The sequence below is a fragment of the Prochlorococcus sp. MIT 0604 genome, assembly GCF_000757845.1.
In the GTDB taxonomy this organism is placed as follows: domain Bacteria; phylum Cyanobacteriota; class Cyanobacteriia; order PCC-6307; family Cyanobiaceae; genus Prochlorococcus_A.
The window spans coordinates 1,628,477-1,647,075 of sequence record NZ_CP007753.1 but is presented as its reverse complement, the minus strand read 5'-3'; the positions used below and the strand labels follow the sequence as shown (position 1 = coordinate 1,647,075).

Here is an 18,599-nt window from a genome sequence, read left to right as displayed (position 1 = left end):
AAATTTATAGCTCTAAAAGTCCATTTGGTGGATTAATAATTAGAAAATTATTTTTTATATCTACCAATGGGACTATTTCTTTAACAAATGGTACGAAAACCTCTTTTTTATTTTTAAATAGTTCAATAATGAGTAAATTATTTTTTTCATTTTCTAAATTTATAACTTTTCCAATTGTTTTTAATTCATCATTTTCAAAAGTCTTGACCTCCAGATTTATAAGTTCCAAGAAGTGGAATTCTTCCTTTTTTAATTTGGGTAGTTTATCAGTCTTTACAAGAATTTTAAATTTTTTCAATTGCTCTGCACGATTTCTCGTATTTATTCCTTGGAGCTTAACTATAAAGGTTCCTTTACCGGGCTGTTTGAAACCAGATATAAGTTCTACTTTTAAAGGAGGTTCATTTTCTTTTTGCAACCATCTCATTCCCGGTTTTAAAAATCTTTCTTCAAAATCACTTAGAGATTTAACTTTTAACTGTCCATTAATTCCATGACATGATGTTATTAATCCAACAGTTAACCATTCATTTTCATTTATCATATATTGTATTAGGAAGAGTATTTTATGGAATTATCAAATAAACCCATACTCCCTGGTTCTTTTGTTGTTGTAAAAGACAATAACTCCATATACAGAGGATATAAAGGGTTTGTACAAAGAGTTACAAAAAAAAGTGCAGCGGTCCTGTTTGAAGGGGGTAATTGGGATAAACTTATAACTTTTCAACTAACTAATCTAGAAATAGTCTGAAAATTAGATTTTACCTATAGTTATAAATTTTTCTATCAAAACTCTAGCTGCATTAGTTTCTGCTTGTTTATGGGACTTGCCGAATGCAGATGATTCTTTTAATCCTTCTATAAATATATCGCATGAAAATCTTTTAGGGTCTCCATTTTTCTTTGAGACTTCAATTATCTTATAGACTGGCAATTCAAAACCTTTACTTTGACACCATTCTTGCAATACTGTTTTAGATTTGAATTTATATGGAGCTTGTAAAAATATTTCTGAATCTTCCTCCCAAATATCATCTAACCAAAGATTTACTTCTTGAATTGAATCAAAGCATTTGTAAACAGCACCTATTAATGCTTCTGTAGCTTCACCAATAATAGTATTTTTTGAATTTTCATCACCAAGAGCTTTAGGTCCTTTGATTATTAATTTCTCAATATCAATTTTTTCCCCTAATTTAGTTAACCATTCATCACTTACAATTTGTGCTCTTAGCTCGGATCTTTGGCCGACACTCATTTTAGGATATTTTTTTTCAATAAAATTAGAAGCAGCTAATCTAAGTACTGCATCTCCAAAAAATTCTAGTGTTTCGTAATTTATGATTTTGTCCTCTGAAGAATGGATAAATGCTTGATTAAAATTTTGAATAACTGAAATATTTTGAGTTCTAATTATTTCAGAAAATCTTTTTGATTTTATATTTAAAGACTTCAAAAAAGAAGTTATTTGATTAATTCTCTTTGCATTAATTATATTTGTCATCTGATTTGAATAATCACAATAATTTAGAAAGCAGGTCATAAGCCGGGTTCTGTTCATCTTAATTAAGATGGGCAATCATCTATCTAGGACTGGAATTACTTCACAGTCTCAAGCGGCGCTTATAAGCAGATTGTGTAATGGTCATAAATCTACTAAGCCTTGCTCCCAGCCGGGGTTTACCTAGCCAACACTTCTCAATGTTGCTGGTGCGCTCTTACCACACCCTTGCACCCTTGCCATACTTAAAGTATTAGGCGGTATGTTTCTGTGGCACTATCCTCACGGTTGCCCGCACTGGGAATTACCCAGCAAGCCTGACCATGTGGGAGCCCGGACTTTCCTCAAGAAAGTTTTATTTTGTTTCCAAAATAAAACTTTCTTGCGATCGCCTCTCCTGCTTTCATTTAGCATAATGCTTAATACTCTAAAAATCATCTATTGGGGCTGTAGCTCAGCAGGATAGAGCAACGGTTTCCTAAACCGTAGGTCGTGGGTTCGACTCCCGCCAGTCCCGTAAAAATAAAAAACTATATGTAGTATGTGTGCAAACTCGCTACTCTCTAGCTAGCGTATAGTTAGTAATAAATCTTTTATGGCTAAGTTGCATGATATGCGTTTGAAGCTCTTAATTCAACAGGAGCATGAACGCATTTCTAAATCCCAACCTAATGATTTAGATCTTTCAATAGTTCAAGCAAGATGTCTGTGCTGGCTTGCTCTGTTAGCGGAAGCTCACGAAGATCAAGCAAATGATGCTGAAAAAAGAGGCGATGCCGAGCAAGCTATGGGATGGTTTGCTGATTCTATGAGACTTAGAGATGTTATTAATTTGGTTACTAGTATTGAGATACCTTTGCCAGATAGTCCAGATTCACTCGATGAAAATGACGAATTGTTGGATGGCCCTACAATTTTGCCCAAATAGTGAGATGATATAAAAAGAATTTCATTTTCTTTTGACTGAAGAACCATGTCAATGCTCTGATTGTCAGAGATTTTATAAAGAGCATGATCGTTTGATTAGAGAATTTCCTACTTTTAAGCAGCAACAAGAATTAAATTGGGCATCTATTCAATCTTTCAGAACTCTTTGTACTAAGGTGACTAATGAGTTGCAGAGAATATTATCTGAAAGAGAATCTAAAGAAAATATCAGCTCAGAAGAAAAACATATTTCTGATATAGAAATTACTGAAGCTTTAGATGAACTTGAAAGTGTTAATGCCTATTTATTTTCAATTGAAGCATTAATGGAGAGGATATTTGATACAAAAGTTTCAAACAATATTGAATCAAAATTTAAAGAAATTGCCAATGAATTAGCTCCAGACCCATTAAATATGGATAGGTTAATTCTGAATAGATTATTTCATCAAACCCCAGATTCACCAGATAAGAAAAATATTAATTAGTTAATTCTTCGACGTCACAAGTAATTTCAACTGGCATTGGAGAAACTTTCCAAATAGATTTACAGTACTCTCTAATAGATCTATCTGAAGAAAAATATCCTGATCTAGCAGTGTTTAATAATGCCATTTTATTCCAAGAATTTTTATTATTCCAGCATTCACTGACCACATCTTGTTTATTTAAGTAGTCTTCAAAGTCAGCCATAACAAAAAATGGGTCATGTCCAGTCAAGCTATTTAATAAAGGTTTAAATAATTCTTTATCACCATTGCTAAAGTGCCCAATTTCAATTAAGTTTATAACTTCTTTAAGCTCAGGACATTTCTCAATAAAAGTTTTGGGAGAGTAATTATTATTTTTTAAATCCATAATTTCACTTTCAGTTTTACCAAAAAGAAAGAAATTCTCTTTTTTTACAAGATCTCTTAATTCCACATTAGCTCCATCCAAGGTTCCAATCGTTAACGCTCCATTCATAGCAAACTTCATATTTCCAGTTCCAGATGCTTCTTTTCCAGCAGTTGAAATTTGTTCTGAAAGATCAGTTGCGGGATAGACTATTTCGCCAAGTTTGACGTTATAGTCTGGTAGAAAAACAACTCTTAATAAACCATCCATATCTGGGTCAGAATTAACTACATCAGCAATACCATTAATAAATCTAATCATCAGCTTTGCCATAAAGTAGCCTGGAGCAGCTTTACCTCCGAATATTATTGTCCTTGGGACTTCGTGCTTGTTTTTACCATTTTTGATTCTTAAATATTGAGCAATAATTTGTAGAGCGTTTAAATGTTGCCTCTTATATTGATGAATTCTTTTTACTTGAACATCAAATAAACTTGATGGATCTACAAGTATGCCAGTTTTTGAATGTATAAAACTAGCTAATTTTCTTTTGCCATTTAATTTTGTTTCCTCAAATTTTTGTAAAAAATTATTATCATCTTTTTTTTCTTCTAACTTTTTAAGAAGTTCCATATTTGTTATCCAATTTGGACCAACTTCTTCTTCTAAAAGGTTAGATAATGATGGATTAGATAGGGCAACCCATCTTCTTGGAGTAACCCCATTAGTAACATTTGTAAATTTTTCAGGCCATAAAGCTGCGAATTCAGGAAGAAGTTGTCTTTTTATTAGATCAGAGTGAAGAGCTGCAACTCCATTTATATGATGTGCTCCAATTGTAGCTAAATGTGCCATCCGAACTGATTTGGATCCTTCTTCATCGATTATTGAAAGTTTTTGAAGAATCTTGTCATCTCCAGGATAACGTAGTCTTAATTGTTGTAAAAATCTCCAGTTAATTTCATAAATAATTTCAAGATGACGAGGAAGAAGATCATTAAATAAACCTAAATCCCATTTCTCTAAAGCTTCTGGCAGCAATGTGTGATTGGTATAAGCAACTGAGGAGGTTGTTATGTTCCAAGCTTTATCCCAACCTATTTGATATTGGTCAATCAGAAGTCTCATTAATTCCGCAACAGCAATAGCAGGATGAGTATCATTCAATTGAACTGTCCAGTGCTTAGGGAATTCTGTTATTGATATTGATCTTTTTTCAAGACTTCTCAACATATCCTGAAGAGAACAACTTACAAAAAAGTGTTGTTGTTTAAGTCTTAATCTTCTACCTTCGTCAGTTCCATCATTTGGATAGAGAACTTTTGAAAGAGTTTCAGATGCAACTTTTTCTTCTACTGCACCATAATAATCACCAATATTGAATGCATAAAAGTCAAAACTTTCTGTTGCATCAGCTCTCCATAATCTTAATCTGTCACATGTATTGACTCTGTATCCTAAAACTGGAACATCATGAGGTACTCCAATAGCATGTTCTGAGGGAATCCATCTTGATCTGTAATTTCCTTTATTATCTCTGTAACTTTCAGTTCTGCCTCCAAAACCAACAAAACATGATTCGTCGGGTTGTGGAAGTTCCCATGGCCATCCCCCTTTTAACCACTTGTCAGTTACTTCAACTTGCCAACCGTCTCTAATTAACTGATTAAATATACCAAATTCATATCGAATACCATAACCAACTGCTGGAACCTGAAGAGATGCTAATGATTCCATATAACAAGCTGCAAGTCTGCCAAGCCCACCATTCCCTAATCCAGGCTCTTCTTCAACTTCAAGAATTGTTGACAATGATTCAATGCCGAATCTTTTCAAAGCATCTTCTGCCTCCTGAGTAATTCCAAGATTGAGAAGATTATTACTTAATTGAGGGCCTATTAGAAATTCTGCTGATAAGTAGGCGACAGTTTTTTGTGGTTTTTTTCTTATGACTTCTTGGCTGGCTAAATATCGTGTCATTAGCCTATCTTTTACTGCATAACTTAAAGCCATGTACAAGTCGTGAGGACTTGCAGAAGTTGCTAACTTTCCAAGAGTATAAAAAAGATGGGCAGTCATTCCTTGAAAAACAGCATCAGAATCCATTCCAGCTTTCTCAGGATCTAAATAGCAGCCTGGGGTAGGCAAACGTAGATCAAAGGGTTCGTTGGTATTCATTGGATTAGCCATATAACAGACGATAGCCATTTTTTAGAAAATTTCTTTGTAGTAACTTCAGATCCACACTTGTTGAGTATTTTTGCTTTTTTCTTACATATTTCTTAAAGTGGGCCCTTAATAAACTATCTTCCAATTAGGTAGTTTATTTTTTCTCTCATTTCAAATGTATTCTTTACTTGCTGAATTAAGTGCACATGATTTAGAAGTTGCCGAAACTTTGATAGGAGTTATAAGATTTCTATTGATATTTTTAGCTGCAAGAGCATTAGCAGAAGTATTAGTAAGACTAAGTTTGCCAACCATAGTAGGCGAGCTTCTTGCAGGGGTCGTAATAGGGGCCTCAGGATTTCATTTGTTGATACCGCCTTCAGCTGGAACTGAATTAAATGAGGGACTTATAAATGTTATTAGCTCATTAGCGTCTATTCCCCCAGAAGCTGTACCTGAAGTTTACTTCGAAAGTTTTCCATCTCTCCAAGCAGTAGCAACTCTCGGGTTATATGCTCTTTTATTTTTAACAGGATTAGAAAGTGAGTTAGAGGAATTAGTTGCTGTCGGAGCTCAGGCATTTACTGTTGCTATGGCTGGTGTAATTTTACCGTTTGCATTTGGAACTCTTGGATTAATGTTTATTTTCCAAGTAGATCTAATTCCAGCAGTTTTTGCGGGAGCATCTATGACAGCAACCAGTATAGGAATTACTGCAAGTGTTTTCGGTGAGTTGGGATATTTAAAAACTCGAGAAGGACAGATTGTCATTGGAGCAGCTGTTTTGGATGATATTTTGGGTATTGTTATTCTTGCAGTTGTAGTTGCACTTGCTGCCGGAGGTTCTTTAGAAATTGCACCTATAGTTAAATTAGTTGCAGCAGCTGTAGTATTTGTTATTGCTGCTATTGCATTAAGTAGAACAGCTGCCCCAGGTTTTGATTGGTTATTAGATAGATTAAAGGCTCCTGGAGCCGTAGTGGTAGCTTCTTTTGTGATACTTGTGTTGTGTTGTTTTGTCGCAACAGCCATAGGCTTGGAAGCAGCTTTAGGTGCTTTTGCAGCTGGACTAATTCTTAGTAGTTCTAAAAATAATCACGCAATACAACAATCCGTTTTACCTTTAGTATCCTTATTCGCAACTATTTTCTTTGTATTAGTGGGAGCTGGAATGGATTTATCAGTTATCAATCCACTTGATCCAACAAGTAGGTCAGCACTTGTAGTTGCTGGTTTTTTATTAGTTGTGGCGATTATAGGAAAGATTGCAGCAGGATGGGTATTCTCAAGTGATAAACCTACAAATAGATTAGTTGTTGGTTTGGGTATGATGCCTAGAGGAGAGGTTGGTTTAATTTTCCTCGGACTAGGGACAAGTGCTAAGTTGTTAACTCCCTCTCTTGAAGCAGCTATTTTATTAATGGTTATTGGAACCACGTTTCTTGCACCTGTTCTCTTAAGAATTGTTTTAAAAGATAAGCCCCCAAATGATGGCAATAAAATTTCAGATGATGTTGCAGCTGATCCTGTGGGTCTTCTTTAGGAAATAAGTTTATTAGAATCAACCAAAATATGATTTTCAATAAATGGAAAAGACAGTTCTAATAAATAGTGATGTAAATTATGACTGGAATTTTTTAAATTACCCAATCCATACTGTTTCTGCTAAGCCTGCGAAAACATCAAAAGAATGTGCAATTTTATTAATTCATGGTTTCGGAGCCTCCACGGATCATTGGAGATTTAATATTCCTATTTTGAGTACCAAATACGAAGTTCATGCTATGGATCTACTTGGTTTTGGAAAAAGTCCTAAGCCTCAAGATGTTGAATACTCAGGATCTTTATGGAAAGACCAAGTTGTAGCTTATGTAAAAGAGAAAATTAAAAAACCTACAATTGTTGTTGGGAATTCATTAGGTGGTTATGCAGCATTAGCAGCTGGTTCAGAATTAAATGAACTAAATGCAGGAGTGATATTACTTAATGCTGCGGGATACTTTAGTGAAGAAAAAACTACCAAAAAGAATATGTTGCAAACTTCTATTGAAACAGTTGCCGGCATATTTTTGAAAAATATTGTTCTTCAACGTTTGATTTTCGAGAATATGAGAAATCCAAAAAATATTAAAAAAACTTTGAATCAAGTTTATGTTGATAAGAAAAACGTTGATGATTTTTTAGTTGAGTCCATAAGAAAGCCTTCGCTAGATTTCGGTGCTTTTAATGTTTTTAGAAGCGTATTTAACCCATCAGGTCCCCAGGGATTGCCGTTGGATAAGTTGTTCGCAAAACTTGATTCACCATTATTACTGCTCTGGGGAGGAAAAGATCCTTGGATGAATACTCCCAAAAAAAGAAATCTTTATAAAAAATTTACACCAAAGAATACAAAAGAAATCATTCTTGAAGCTGGACATTGTCCTCATGACGAAATACCTGAATTAGTTAATCAGCATATTTTGGATTGGGTTGATTCTCTTTAAGTAACAATTGTGCAAATTAAATTATCTAATAAAGACCAAAAAATTTTTGTCTTTCAATTAGATAAAAATAACTACATTAAATTTTGTCCTGAGAGAGGGGGTTTTATTACAAATTGGATTTCGGATGGTAAAGAGATACTTTATTTCGATGAAAAAAGATTTATGGATAAGACAAAAAGTATTAGGGGAGGCATTCCTATCTTGTTCCCCATTTGTGGAAATCTCAATACCTCTAGTTCAGTATTTGGAAAAGAGTATTTGCAACTAACACAACATGGTTTCGCTAGGGATTCGCAATGGCAACACTCTTTTAATGAAAATGAAAAATCTTTATGCTTATTTTTAAATGAATCTAAAAAAACCAAACAATATTATCCTTTCGATTTCGAACTAAGAATTTTAGTTACCTTAAAAATTAATTGTTTAGAATTTGAAATTACAATCCATAACAAAACAGATTTTGCTATGCCTATGAATTTTGGTTTGCATCCTTATTTTAATGTTTCAGATTTCAAAAATTTGGAGTTTATTGATAATCCACTTAATTGTCAGGATCAAGAAAGAAATACTATAAGTAATACTTTGGATGAATTAAACAAAATTAATTTAGGAGTTGATCTACTTATGTATACTTCCGGTAGAAGCTCTTTTCGAGATAAAGTTTTTAAAAGAGAGGTAACTTTAAATCATCCATATCCTTTTGATTTAGGCGTTATTTGGAGTGATCCTCCAAGAAGAATGATTTGTCTTGAACCTTGGACTAGTCCAAGAAATTCTTTTGTTGATGGATTTAGAAAATTTATGATTCCTTCAAATGATAGTAAAAGGTTTAATGCCTCAATACAAATAAAATCTCTTAAGTAATTGTGCAATACTTATGAAATTTGTCGTTATAGATGATGATCCTACTGGCTCTCAAACTGTGCAAGATTGCTTGTTACTGCTTAAATGGGACTGTCCAACTTTAGTCAAAGGTTTTGAATCTAAATCTAATTTATTTTTTATTTTGGCTAATACAAGGTCACTTTCGGAAAATGATGCGAAATTAACAATAAAGGAAATTTGTGAAAATCTGAAGACTGTAATTGCTTCTAAAGCCTATAATGAAGAAATTATTTTTATAAGTAGAGGAGACTCTACTCTACGAGGTCATAACTTTTTAGAGCCAAGTGTCCTAAATAGTCGCTTAGGTCCTTTTGATGCTACTTTTCATATTCCAGCTTTCATAGAGGGTAAAAGATTAACAATTAATGGATCACATTTTGTTGATAAAACCCCTATTAGTGAAACAATTTTTGCAAAAGATAAAATTTTTGGATATGAGACAAGTAAAGTCAAGAATCTTTTATTTCAACAGAGTAAATCGGAAATAAATTTTGAAGATATTCAAAATCTTTTATTGTCAGATATCGAAATGCTAAATGATGAAGAAAATAATATTGTTTTTAAAAAACTAAAGAACTTGAAGAATAATAAACATGTAATTGTAGATGTAGAAAATTATTCTCAACTAAAAAAATTTTCTTTAGCAATTAAAAAATTAATTAAACAAAAAAAATTCCTTTTTCGAACTGCAGCAAGTTTTATAAGTTCAATTTCTGAGAAAAAAAGTGTCTCTAAGGGTGAACTATTTTTTTCTAATTTAAGAATAAAAAATAAAGAAAAGAGTTTTCTTCCAGGACTGATAATTGTTGGATCTTATGTAGAACTTTCAACAATACAATTGAATAATTTATTAGAGATAAGTAATTTCAATCCAGTTGAATTAGATGTTTTTGAATTCTTTAACATCACTTCATCAGATAATAATAAGAAGCGAAGGAATTTGTTTAAAAATAAATTTTTGAAGGAAATTAGATTTTCTTTTGAGAAGGGAAAAACTCCTGTTTTGTTTACATCAAGAAAATTTATGTCCTTAAATTCTTCTGAAATAGTTAATTTTTATAATTTACTTGCTTGTTTTATTGCTGAATTAGTAGCAGATTTGAAGTATGAAATAGGATATTTGATTTCAAAAGGTGGAATAACAACAAATTTAATTCTTAGTAATGGACTTAATGCAGATTATGTTTATCTTGAGGGACAGATTTTAACAGGAATTTCGGTGGTGACTTATAACTTAAAAAATGACAAAAAACTCCCGATTGTTACTCATCCTGGAAACATTGGCACTAAAGATTCATTGGTTAATATTTGGAAAGTTTTTGAAAATAAAAGTAATTTTTAAAAATTAGAAATTTGATATAATTTCTTCAGCAAAACTGCTGCAGGATAAGGGTTCTACTTTTGGTTCCATTAAACGTGCTAGATCATAAGTGACTTTTTTTTGCTCTATTGCTTTACTTAAACCATTAGTAATTAAGTTAGCTGCTTCATCCCAACCAAAATATTCAAGCATCATTACACCACTAAGAATTACTGAGCCAGGATTAATCTTGTTTAAGCCTGCATGTTTTGGAGCAGTACCATGCGTAGCTTCGAAAATTGCTGCATTATCTCCAATATTTGCACCAGGAGCCATACCTAGACCTCCAACAATTGCCGCAGCTGCATCAGAAACATAGTCTCCATTAAGGTTTAATGTTGCAAGTATTGAATATTCTTGAGGTCTAGTTTGAATTTGTTGAAATATACTATCAGCTATCCGATCATCAACAAGAATAAGTTCCTTCCATTTTCCATCTCCGTGAGAATTTGATATTGATGCAATAACTTCTTTAATTTCTTCGCAAATGAATGCTTTTTTGTTATTTGTAAGCTTGTCAAAACCTGGTTCAATTTTTCGAGCATTATTTTCAATTGTAATTTCTGGATTTTTCTGAATATTATCTAAAATCCAACTTTCTCTTTCTGTAATGCAATCTTCTCTAAATTCATCTACGGCTAATTCATATCCCCAATCTCTAAATGCACCTTCTGTATATTTCATAATATTTCCTTTATGTACAAGAGTCACATGCCTTTTATTGCCCGATAATCTTTTAGCATGTTCTATAGCTTTTCTAATATGCCTTTGGCTACCAGATTTACTAACCGGTTTGATGCCAATACCTGATCCGTTTGGTATAGATCTATTTTTTAAATTTTTACTTTTTGGTATGACAACGTTATTTAAGTGATTAATTAATTCAAGACAATTATTATCCTCTGCTTCCCATTCAATTCCCATGTAGATATCCTCAGTATTTTCTCTATAAACGATAACGTCTAAATTTTGGGGATTTTTGTGAGGGCTTGGAGTTCCTGAATAATATTTGCATGGTCTAACACAGCTATATAAATCAAAGATTTGCCTTAATGCAACATTAAGAGATCTAATACCTCCACCGATGGGAGTCGTTAAAGGACCTTTGATGGCTACACCAAAGTGTCTGATTGCTTCAATAGTATCTTGAGGAAGATAGTTATATGTTCCATAAAGTTCACAAGCTTCATCGCCTGCATAGACTTTAAACCAATTAATTTTTCTTTCATCTCCATAGCTTTTTTTAATCGCTGAATCAAGAACTATTTGAGTGGCAGGCCAAATATCAACTCCAGTGCCATCACCCCTAATAAATGGAACAATTGGATTATTAGGAACATTAGGTTTGCCTTGATTAAAAGTTATTATCTCGCCTTCATTAGGTAAAATTAATTTTTCAAATTTTGGCATAGCATTGAATTAATAAAAGATAACTCATTGAAGTTCCTCGTATTGTAATTTGCGATGAGTTATTTTCTTTAAAACCTAGAAATTTATTGTTCAAATGTGAATAGAGAATACTTTATTGATCAGCATTTCAACATCTTTATTAAAAGAAAAAGTAGTTAATAAGCAAGTTAAAGCAAATTATGTCATTTTCAAAAAAATACTCAGCTATTTATGAATGCTAGTTCAAATGTTAGTAATGTTGAAATAGCTAATAAAATTGCTTCTACTGCAGCTTTGTTTCGGAAATATTTTCCAGATGCAAGCGTAAACTTTAGTCCCTGGGACAATTCAAATCATGAATCCATGAGAGATACTATTGATTTTGCGTTTCATTTCCCTGGTTGGAGTCCTCTTATTGAATGTAGAGCAATACTCTTACAATTAAGAATTGAAAATGATAATAATGACAGAGTCCCAAAATTGTTGGGGATAATAATGCGAGGTATGATTGTTCCCTCCGAGAGATGGAGAGTGGCTACCATCGGTGATTGGGAAATGACTGGCACTCATCTACCCCAAAAGGAACAAAAAGATAACCTTTTTTTGGTTTGTAAAGAACTTTATAAGCTATTCTCTACAACATCCGCTGGTAACAAAAATTAGCTGTTTTATGTGTTTTCCTTGTAGATTAAATACACTTACAAAATAATTCAAAATATATGGCAGTCGCTCTTGCAGGACAATTAAGAGAGGGGACAAAAAAATCCCACACTATGGCAGAAAATACTGGCTTTGTCGCTTGTTTTTTAAAAGGAGTTGTTGAAAAAAAATCTTATAGAAAATTAATTAGTGATTTATATTTTGTTTATGAAGCTATGGAAGAAGAAATTGAAAGACTGGTCAATGAGGAACATCCCGTAATAAAACCTATAGGTTTTAAATCATTATTCAGGAAAGAAACTCTTGTAAATGATCTTAAATTTTATTTTGGTGATAACTGGAAGAATGAAATTAATATTTCTCACTCAGCAAAAGAATACGTTGAAAGAATCCGAGAGGTCGCAAAAAATTCACCTGAGCTACTGGTTGGTCACCACTACACTCGCTATATAGGAGATTTATCCGGGGGGCAAATTTTAAAAAGAATAGCAAAAAAAGCATTAAATTTGCAGGGCAATGATGGTTTAAATTTTTATGAGTTTGAATTAATTGCTGATGAAAAGAAATTCAAGGAAGAATATTCCCTTACTTTGAATAAACTTCCAATAAATCAAAAGACTGCTGATCAAATTATTGATGAAGCTAATCAAGCTTTTACCTACAATATGAAAATGTTTAAGGAGCTTGAAGGTAACTTGATTGCTGTTTTAGGCAAGATTGTATTTAATTACATTACAAAAAAAGTAAGGAAAGGAAGCACCGAGACCTAGGAATTTATGTTTGATTCATTAGTTGATTTCCTTAAAACCAATATTGATGAACTAAATGGTCATGAAGTACAAATATCTAACGAATTTAAAGAACATCACAACGAAGACTCAAAATATATCATTAAAAATTGGCTTTTTTCATCTCCCGAATATAGAAAGTGGCGAATAACAAGATTAGATGGTGGCAAAAAACTGCAAGTGTTTAATACTGTCGCATATCCAAATTATGATAGTGAAATGCCTATTTTAGGAGCTGATGTTTTATGGTTTGGAACTTCTCAAAAGTTATTGGCAATACTTGATTATCAACCTTTAATTCAAGAAGGCAAGTATCTTGAAAAATATTGTTCAAGTTTAGGAAGTATTAAGAAAAAATATTCTGCATTTGATAATAATAAAATGAAGAACATATATGATTCAAAAAAGTATTTTTCCCCATGGGTGATTATATGTAGGGGAAATAAATTAAATCTAGATAGAGATTTAAATAATATATTCCATTCATTTGTAAATAATTATTTGAACATTTATAAATCGAATCCAGTTAATCAATTTTTAAATGCAGCGGAAATTAAGATTAGTCAAATTAAATATGATAAGTACAGTTTTGAAAAAGACCCTGCAGATAAATTGTTTAAATCTTTTTTTGGAGAAAGATGGACAAAAAAATTTATCAATAAATTTCTTTTTACATTAAATAATGAGATTATTTATTGAATGTTAATACAAGATACCATTTTTTATAGGCCAGATTGGAGATGGCATAATTTTCTAAAATATTTAATTAATAATTTAATTAAATATAACTGTTTAGAAAAGATAATACCCTCGGAATATTCTTGTAAAGATTCCACTTATGGTTCAAAAAAATCAAAAAAAAATGTGAATCTCTTTACTTGGGGTGTAACGCATAAAAAAAGAATTCAATTCGCTAGAGCAGTGTGTATAAATAGTCCAAATTATTCTGTTTTAAATTTTTTAATTATTCCTAATACTATTTATAACGTCCCATTCTTTGGGGTAGATTTTGTTTCTCTACCTAATAGTCATTTATTAGTATTAGATTTTCAGCCTTCATTAAAAATAGAAAATCAATACAATAATGAGTTATTAGAAAAACTCATAAAACTCAAAAATCATTGTCATTCATCAATCCCATTAGCTGAAAAAATGCCTGCAGATGTAGCTAGATTTTTTTCTCCAGGAGTAATCTGGTCAAAATTACCAAAAGAAGAAAGAAGTGATTTTTTAATTGCTAATCATCTTTATACCTCATTTAAGGAATATCTTGATTTGTATTTGGAAATTCTTTTCGAAAGAAGAGAAGTCAATATGGAACTGCAAAAAGAATTAATAAATGGTCAAAGTAATTATTTGAAATATAGAAGAGATAACGATCCAGCAAGACCAATGTTGTCGAGTTTGTTTGGTAAAGAATTTACAGAATCTTTAATTAAAGAAGTTTTATTTACTACTTAAAAGTTTTATAATTTGTTGAAATTTGAAATCATATGAAAAAAATTTCTGTTCTTTTTGTATGTTTGGGGAATATTTGTAGGTCTCCTGCAGCAGAAGCTATTTTTATAAGTCTACTTGAAAAGAATGGATTAACCGATGGCTTTATTGTTGATTCTGCTGGAACTGGGAGTTGGCATATTGGGAAAAAAGCGGACTCTAGGATGAGAATTGCGGCAGAAAGAAGAGATATAAATATCTTAAGCAGGGCTCGCCAAATTACTAGCAAAGATTTTGAGCAATTTAACTATATTCTTGCAATGGACGACTCAAATTTTAGAAATATTCAAGATCTTAAAAATAGAACAGCTTCAACTGATTTCGCATCTATTAAAAAAATACAAGATTTTAGGTCTGTTTTTAATGAGCAAGAAGTTCCTGACCCATATTTTGGAGGTGATGAGGGCTTTGATTATGTCCTTGATATTTTAGAGGACTCTGTAAACGGTTTTTTGGAAAGTATTTCTTGAATTTATTTGATCTCAGTCTCTTTAGGAATTTTGTCATTATAAAGATCAATAATTTTATCCACTACCTCATTAATTGAATATCCATCCGAAATAATTTCTATTGCGTCATTAGCTTTTATTAGAGGTGAAATTTCCCTATTGGAATCTTCATAATCTCTTTTCTTTATGAGTTCCTTTAATGTATTAAGGTCTATTTCTTGTGAATCTTTACTATTTTTATCAGATTTTCTTCTTTTTGCTCTTTCATCGATGCTAGCAGTTAAAAATATTTTAAGTTCTGCATGAGGAAAAACAGTAGTTCCTATATCTCTCCCCTCAGCTACAAGACCGCCAGATTTCCCAATTTTCCTCTGTTCTTCTACTAAGAATTTTCTTACTTCTTTTATCGCGGAAATTTTAGAAACGATGGAACTTATCTTTTGCGACCTAATTTCTTCAGTAACACAGTAGTTATTAACATAAACATCCTGATGTGATTTTGTATTCGACTTGAAAAAAATAGATATATCTTTAAGAGTATTATGTAATTCTTTTTCTTTTTTATAATCAATACTTTCTTTTAATATGAGCCAACTCAATGCCCTATACATTGCCCCAGTATCTAAATATAAAAGTTTAAGTTTCTTCGCTATTAACTTTGTTACAGTACTTTTACCTGAACCTGCAGGACCATCAATTGCAATAATCGGCCTTCTTTTCATTAGAAAAACGTGATCAATTAATCTTGTCTTTCCACATCTTATCGCACCAGCAAGTAACGAAATATTATCCTCAAATCTTGCTTTTTGGAGAGTATGAGGGTGTAAATGTTCTAAATATTCAATTGAAATTTTTTTTGCTGATAGCTTTTTAATTATTTCGTTTAAATTGATCTTTTTTTCTTGTTGAAAAATTTTTTTTGCTTCTAATAACTCACTTGAAAAAAAACTAATCAATTTTCTATCGTTTTTTGATAAATGTACATTTCGTGAACTTAAAGGAATCCCATCAAAATCTCTTTGTGTAGGAATAGATTTAATAGCAACATTTAATTTATTTGTTAGGACAAGATTTTTTAAAATTAAAAGTTGTTGCCAATCTTTTTCTCCTAAGTAAAGATTTTTTGGCTTGATGAGTTTAAGTAATCTATAAACAACTGTACAAACGCCATCAAAATGTCCAATTCGATTTAATCCACATAATACAGAGGATAATTCTATAGGAGCTTTTAGAAATTTTATTTTTTTATTATTCGGAGGATATATATCTTCATTACTTGGGATGAAGACGGCATCTGCTCCATTTGAAAAGGAGATTTTTATATCATTATCAATTGTTTTAGGGTAATTCTCTAAATCTAACTTGTTATCAAATTGAAGTGGATTAATAAAAATACTTACCAAATTAACATTAGAATTGTCATTTTTTGCTGTTGATATTAGTTTTATGTGTCCATCGTGAAGGTTACCCATTGTTGGAATGAAGTTAATTTCACTATTTATATTTCTCCTCCAATTTTCTATTTCTTCAGTTTTCCTTATGATTACTTTCTTCACTTTGTTTTTAAATAAATCTATTTGATAAATAATTACTGGACAAAAGCAATCTTAGGAGGAATATCTATATAGGGAAAGTCTATCATTTTTATTTCATGGATTACAAAACATCAGGTGTTGATATAGAAGCTGGGCGAGAATTTGTTTCCGAAATTAAACAGGCAGTTGAAGGAACTCATACATCTAATGTGATTGAGGGTATTGGTGGGTTTGGAGGTTTGTTTAGAATTCCTATCGATAGTTTGAAAAAACCAGTTCTTGTTTCAGGAACTGATGGTGTTGGAACAAAATTAGAATTAGCCCAAAGTAAAAACTTTCACTTTGAGGTTGGTATTGATTTAGTTGCTATGTGCATGAACGATATCATTACTAGTGGAGCAAAACCTTTATTTTTTCTGGATTATATTGCTACTGGTAAGCTTGATAAAAAACAATTATTGAAGGTTGTTCAGGGAATTGCACATGGCTGCGGAGAAAATAACTGCTCATTACTAGGCGGGGAAACTGCTGAAATGCCTGGATTTTATTCAAAAAATAAGTATGATCTTGCAGGATTTTGTGTTGGAATAGTTGATGAGGATAAGCTTATTAATGGTAAAAAAGTATCCGAAAATGATTTAATAATTGCTTTAAAAAGTAATGGAGTTCATAGCAACGGCTTTAGTTTAGTAAGAAAAATTATTCAAAACAATAATCAAATAGATAAAGAATTTGAAAAAGTTTCTCACTTAAATTTTTATGATGAGTTATTAAAACCTACAAAAATTTATAATAATGTGATTAACCAAATATTATCTGAAAATATAGAAATTAAAGCAATGTCTCATATTACTGGAGGAGGAATTCCAGAAAATTTACCAAGATGTATGCCTTCTGATTTTATTCCTTATATCAATACCAGTTCTTGGGAGATTCCTATTTTATTTAAATTCCTTAAAGAGAAAGGATTGATTCCTGAAAAAGATTTTTGGAATACTTTCAATCTTGGTGTGGGATTTTGTTTAATTATTGATAAACAATTTAAGGACGCGATATTAAGTATCAGTAAAGATCATGACATCGATAGTTGGGAAATTGGAAAGATAGTTCGAAAAAATGATTCAACAATTAGTAAATTTTTGCCAGAAATTTTAACTTAAATTTTTTTATCTTTTTCAAATGAGTTTTAAAAATTATTTTTTATACCCAAATGAAAAAGTTAGGTGTAATATAATAAAATCACCGCCGAATTATATCGGAAGTTTAAGTATTAAGATTTAACATTTTATTCAATGCCCTTTGCAAATAATCAAAGAATTACACGTAGACGTAGTTCAGCTGGCCCTACTCCTCCCAAAAGACCAATAGGCAATAGTTCTGAATCAATTGGTAGACAGGCTCAAGGACCAAGACCAACTTTCTTGACACTAAGGGATCATGGGAAAGTTTTTGTCGCTGATTTACCTAATTTGTCCGATGGTCAATTAGCACATATTAGTAAAGAAGCTAATGAAGTTTTAAATAGTTTGGAAAAAAGACTTAGTGATCTCGAAAATGAACCTAATAATAGTAATCCTGAAAATGATACGCTGATAAAAGCCTCTACCAAAAGAGATGTCACGCTGAGGTTTATTAAATCAATAGAAGAAGAACAAGAACATAGAAAGAATAATCCTGCTTTACGAGATGCTGCATCTGAATCGTTACCGAGAACTTTTCTTGAGGTTGCTAGACATAGATTGCCTGGAGCAACTTTTGATTCACTACTTCGAGAGGCTCTTGAAGCTTGTGCAGTTGATGAGAGTACTGAAGAAAATCAAGTTATTGATGAGCCTAAAGAAACTGTAAAAATTATGGATATACCCTCTTCCAACACAAATGCTTCACTTGTTGTTAGTATCGATTCAAGTGATGATTCCAAGAATGACTCTATTTGATTCAACACAAGAGTTAATAAGTTTTAAAGACCAAAATAATTCAAAAATTCACCTTTCTACTGAGAATGATCCCATTTTATGCAATCATTGCAAAAGGACCGCATCAAATGGAGTTAGATGTTTAGGAATGTGTGTAGCAGATAATGATTACTAAAATAATTAAAGTTTAAATATAA

The 18,599-nt window shown here is 31.8% G+C and carries 20 protein-coding genes, 1 tRNA gene and 1 other RNA gene; 16 read left to right on the top strand and 6 right to left on the bottom strand.

Going from position 1 to position 18,599, the window contains the following annotated elements:
• Positions 1–4: 4 nt before the first annotated feature.
• Positions 5–544 (bottom strand): ribosome maturation factor RimM, encoded by a 540-nt coding sequence (rimM, locus tag EW14_RS09110; RefSeq protein ID WP_042851138.1) that lies wholly within the window; start codon positions 542–544, stop codon positions 5–7.
• Positions 545–568: 24 nt separating this feature from the next.
• Here rimM and EW14_RS09105 point away from each other — a divergent pair, with 24 nt between their 5' ends.
• Complete coding sequence (locus EW14_RS09105) at positions 569–754, top strand: NAD(P)H dehydrogenase subunit NdhS (protein WP_042851137.1); 186 nt, start codon at positions 569–571, stop codon at positions 752–754.
• A gap of 3 nt (positions 755–757) precedes the next feature.
• On the opposite strand, the gene EW14_RS09100 is transcribed toward EW14_RS09105, so the two are convergent.
• Positions 758–1,507 carry a ribonuclease III family protein gene (locus EW14_RS09100; RefSeq protein WP_042851136.1) on the bottom strand — a complete coding sequence of 250 codons (750 nt, stop codon included), beginning with the start codon at positions 1,505–1,507 and terminating at the stop codon, positions 758–760.
• Positions 1,508–1,529: 22 nt separating this feature from the next.
• Positions 1,530–1,909: RNase P RNA component class A (gene rnpB / locus EW14_RS09780), an RNA gene on the bottom strand.
• A gap of 38 nt (positions 1,910–1,947) precedes the next feature.
• Here rnpB and EW14_RS09095 point away from each other — a divergent pair.
• The 3 genes from EW14_RS09095 to EW14_RS09085 all read left to right on the top strand — a co-directional run bounded on the left by EW14_RS09095 (position 1,948) and on the right by EW14_RS09085 (position 2,919).
• Positions 1,948–2,021 (top strand) — tRNA-Arg (locus tag EW14_RS09095).
• Positions 2,022–2,099: 78 nt separating this feature from the next.
• Positions 2,100–2,432, top strand: a complete 333-nt coding sequence (locus tag EW14_RS09090; RefSeq protein WP_011377237.1) for a hypothetical protein — start codon at positions 2,100–2,102, stop codon at positions 2,430–2,432.
• Between the two features lie 31 nt (positions 2,433–2,463).
• Positions 2,464–2,919: a hypothetical protein gene (locus EW14_RS09085; protein WP_042851135.1), complete on the top strand. Its 456-nt coding sequence runs from the start codon at positions 2,464–2,466 to the stop codon at positions 2,917–2,919.
• Here EW14_RS09085 and EW14_RS09080 read toward each other — a convergent pair.
• Positions 2,912–5,458 (bottom strand): glycogen/starch/alpha-glucan phosphorylase, encoded by a 2,547-nt coding sequence (locus EW14_RS09080; RefSeq protein ID WP_042851134.1) that lies wholly within the window; start codon positions 5,456–5,458, stop codon positions 2,912–2,914. The two genes, EW14_RS09085 and EW14_RS09080, sit on opposite strands and share 8 nt — an antisense overlap.
• 154 nt (positions 5,459–5,612) lie before the next feature.
• On the opposite strand from EW14_RS09080, the gene EW14_RS09075 reads away from it, so the two are divergent.
• From EW14_RS09075 to EW14_RS09060, 4 genes are read left to right on the top strand one after another with little or no spacing between them, the layout of a single operon-like run.
• A complete protein-coding gene (locus tag EW14_RS09075) occupies positions 5,613–6,980 on the top strand; it encodes a cation:proton antiporter (protein ID WP_042851133.1) in 1,368 nt (455 codons plus the stop codon).
• Between the two features lie 43 nt (positions 6,981–7,023).
• Complete coding sequence (locus EW14_RS09070) at positions 7,024–7,923, top strand: alpha/beta fold hydrolase (RefSeq protein ID WP_042851132.1); 900 nt, start codon at positions 7,024–7,026, stop codon at positions 7,921–7,923.
• 9 nt (positions 7,924–7,932) lie between these two features.
• Positions 7,933–8,787, top strand: a complete 855-nt coding sequence (locus EW14_RS09065; protein WP_042851131.1) for a galactose mutarotase — start codon at positions 7,933–7,935, stop codon at positions 8,785–8,787.
• A gap of 13 nt (positions 8,788–8,800) precedes the next feature.
• Positions 8,801–10,150: a four-carbon acid sugar kinase family protein gene (locus EW14_RS09060; RefSeq protein WP_042851130.1), complete on the top strand. Its 1,350-nt coding sequence runs from the start codon at positions 8,801–8,803 to the stop codon at positions 10,148–10,150.
• Between the two features lie 3 nt (positions 10,151–10,153).
• Here EW14_RS09060 and EW14_RS09055 read toward each other — a convergent pair whose 3' ends face one another.
• On the bottom strand, positions 10,154–11,578 hold the full coding sequence (locus tag EW14_RS09055; RefSeq protein ID WP_042851129.1) for an NADP-dependent isocitrate dehydrogenase: 1,425 nt from the start codon (positions 11,576–11,578) through the stop codon (positions 10,154–10,156).
• A gap of 210 nt (positions 11,579–11,788) precedes the next feature.
• Here EW14_RS09055 and EW14_RS09050 point away from each other — a divergent pair, with 210 nt between their 5' ends.
• From EW14_RS09050 to EW14_RS09030, 5 genes are read left to right on the top strand one after another with little or no spacing between them, the layout of a single operon-like run.
• Positions 11,789–12,220, top strand: a complete 432-nt coding sequence (locus EW14_RS09050) for a hypothetical protein (protein ID WP_042851128.1) — start codon at positions 11,789–11,791, stop codon at positions 12,218–12,220.
• A 56-nt stretch (positions 12,221–12,276) separates the two neighbouring features.
• Positions 12,277–12,987: a heme oxygenase (biliverdin-producing) gene (locus tag EW14_RS09045; RefSeq protein ID WP_042851126.1), complete on the top strand. Its 711-nt coding sequence runs from the start codon at positions 12,277–12,279 to the stop codon at positions 12,985–12,987.
• Between the two features lie 6 nt (positions 12,988–12,993).
• Positions 12,994–13,704, top strand: a complete 711-nt coding sequence (locus EW14_RS09040) for a 15,16-dihydrobiliverdin:ferredoxin oxidoreductase (protein WP_042851124.1) — start codon at positions 12,994–12,996, stop codon at positions 13,702–13,704.
• On the top strand, positions 13,705–14,466 hold the full coding sequence (locus tag EW14_RS09035) for a phycoerythrobilin:ferredoxin oxidoreductase (RefSeq protein ID WP_042851123.1): 762 nt from the start codon (positions 13,705–13,707) through the stop codon (positions 14,464–14,466). It abuts the gene before it with no gap.
• Between the two features lie 32 nt (positions 14,467–14,498).
• Positions 14,499–14,972, top strand: a complete 474-nt coding sequence (locus EW14_RS09030) for a low molecular weight protein-tyrosine-phosphatase (RefSeq protein ID WP_042851121.1) — start codon at positions 14,499–14,501, stop codon at positions 14,970–14,972.
• Between the two features lie 2 nt (positions 14,973–14,974).
• Here EW14_RS09030 and EW14_RS09025 read toward each other — a convergent pair whose 3' ends face one another.
• Complete coding sequence (locus tag EW14_RS09025; protein ID WP_042851120.1) at positions 14,975–16,507, bottom strand: bifunctional pantoate--beta-alanine ligase/(d)CMP kinase; 1,533 nt, start codon at positions 16,505–16,507, stop codon at positions 14,975–14,977.
• A 95-nt stretch (positions 16,508–16,602) separates the two neighbouring features.
• On the opposite strand from EW14_RS09025, the gene purM reads away from it, so the two are divergent.
• From purM to EW14_RS10525, 3 genes are all read left to right on the top strand, one after another.
• Positions 16,603–17,646 (top strand): phosphoribosylformylglycinamidine cyclo-ligase, encoded by a 1,044-nt coding sequence (gene purM / locus EW14_RS09020; RefSeq protein WP_042851119.1) that lies wholly within the window; start codon positions 16,603–16,605, stop codon positions 17,644–17,646.
• Between the two features lie 132 nt (positions 17,647–17,778).
• The gene (locus EW14_RS09015; RefSeq protein WP_042851118.1) at positions 17,779–18,423 is read left to right on the top strand and encodes a hypothetical protein; all 645 of its coding nucleotides are present in this window, start codon (positions 17,779–17,781) and stop codon (positions 18,421–18,423) included.
• Positions 18,410–18,577, top strand: a complete 168-nt coding sequence (locus EW14_RS10525) for a hypothetical protein (protein ID WP_197049590.1) — start codon at positions 18,410–18,412, stop codon at positions 18,575–18,577. Before EW14_RS09015 ends, EW14_RS10525 begins: the two co-directional genes overlap by 14 nt.
• Positions 18,578–18,599 lie beyond the last annotated feature (22 nt).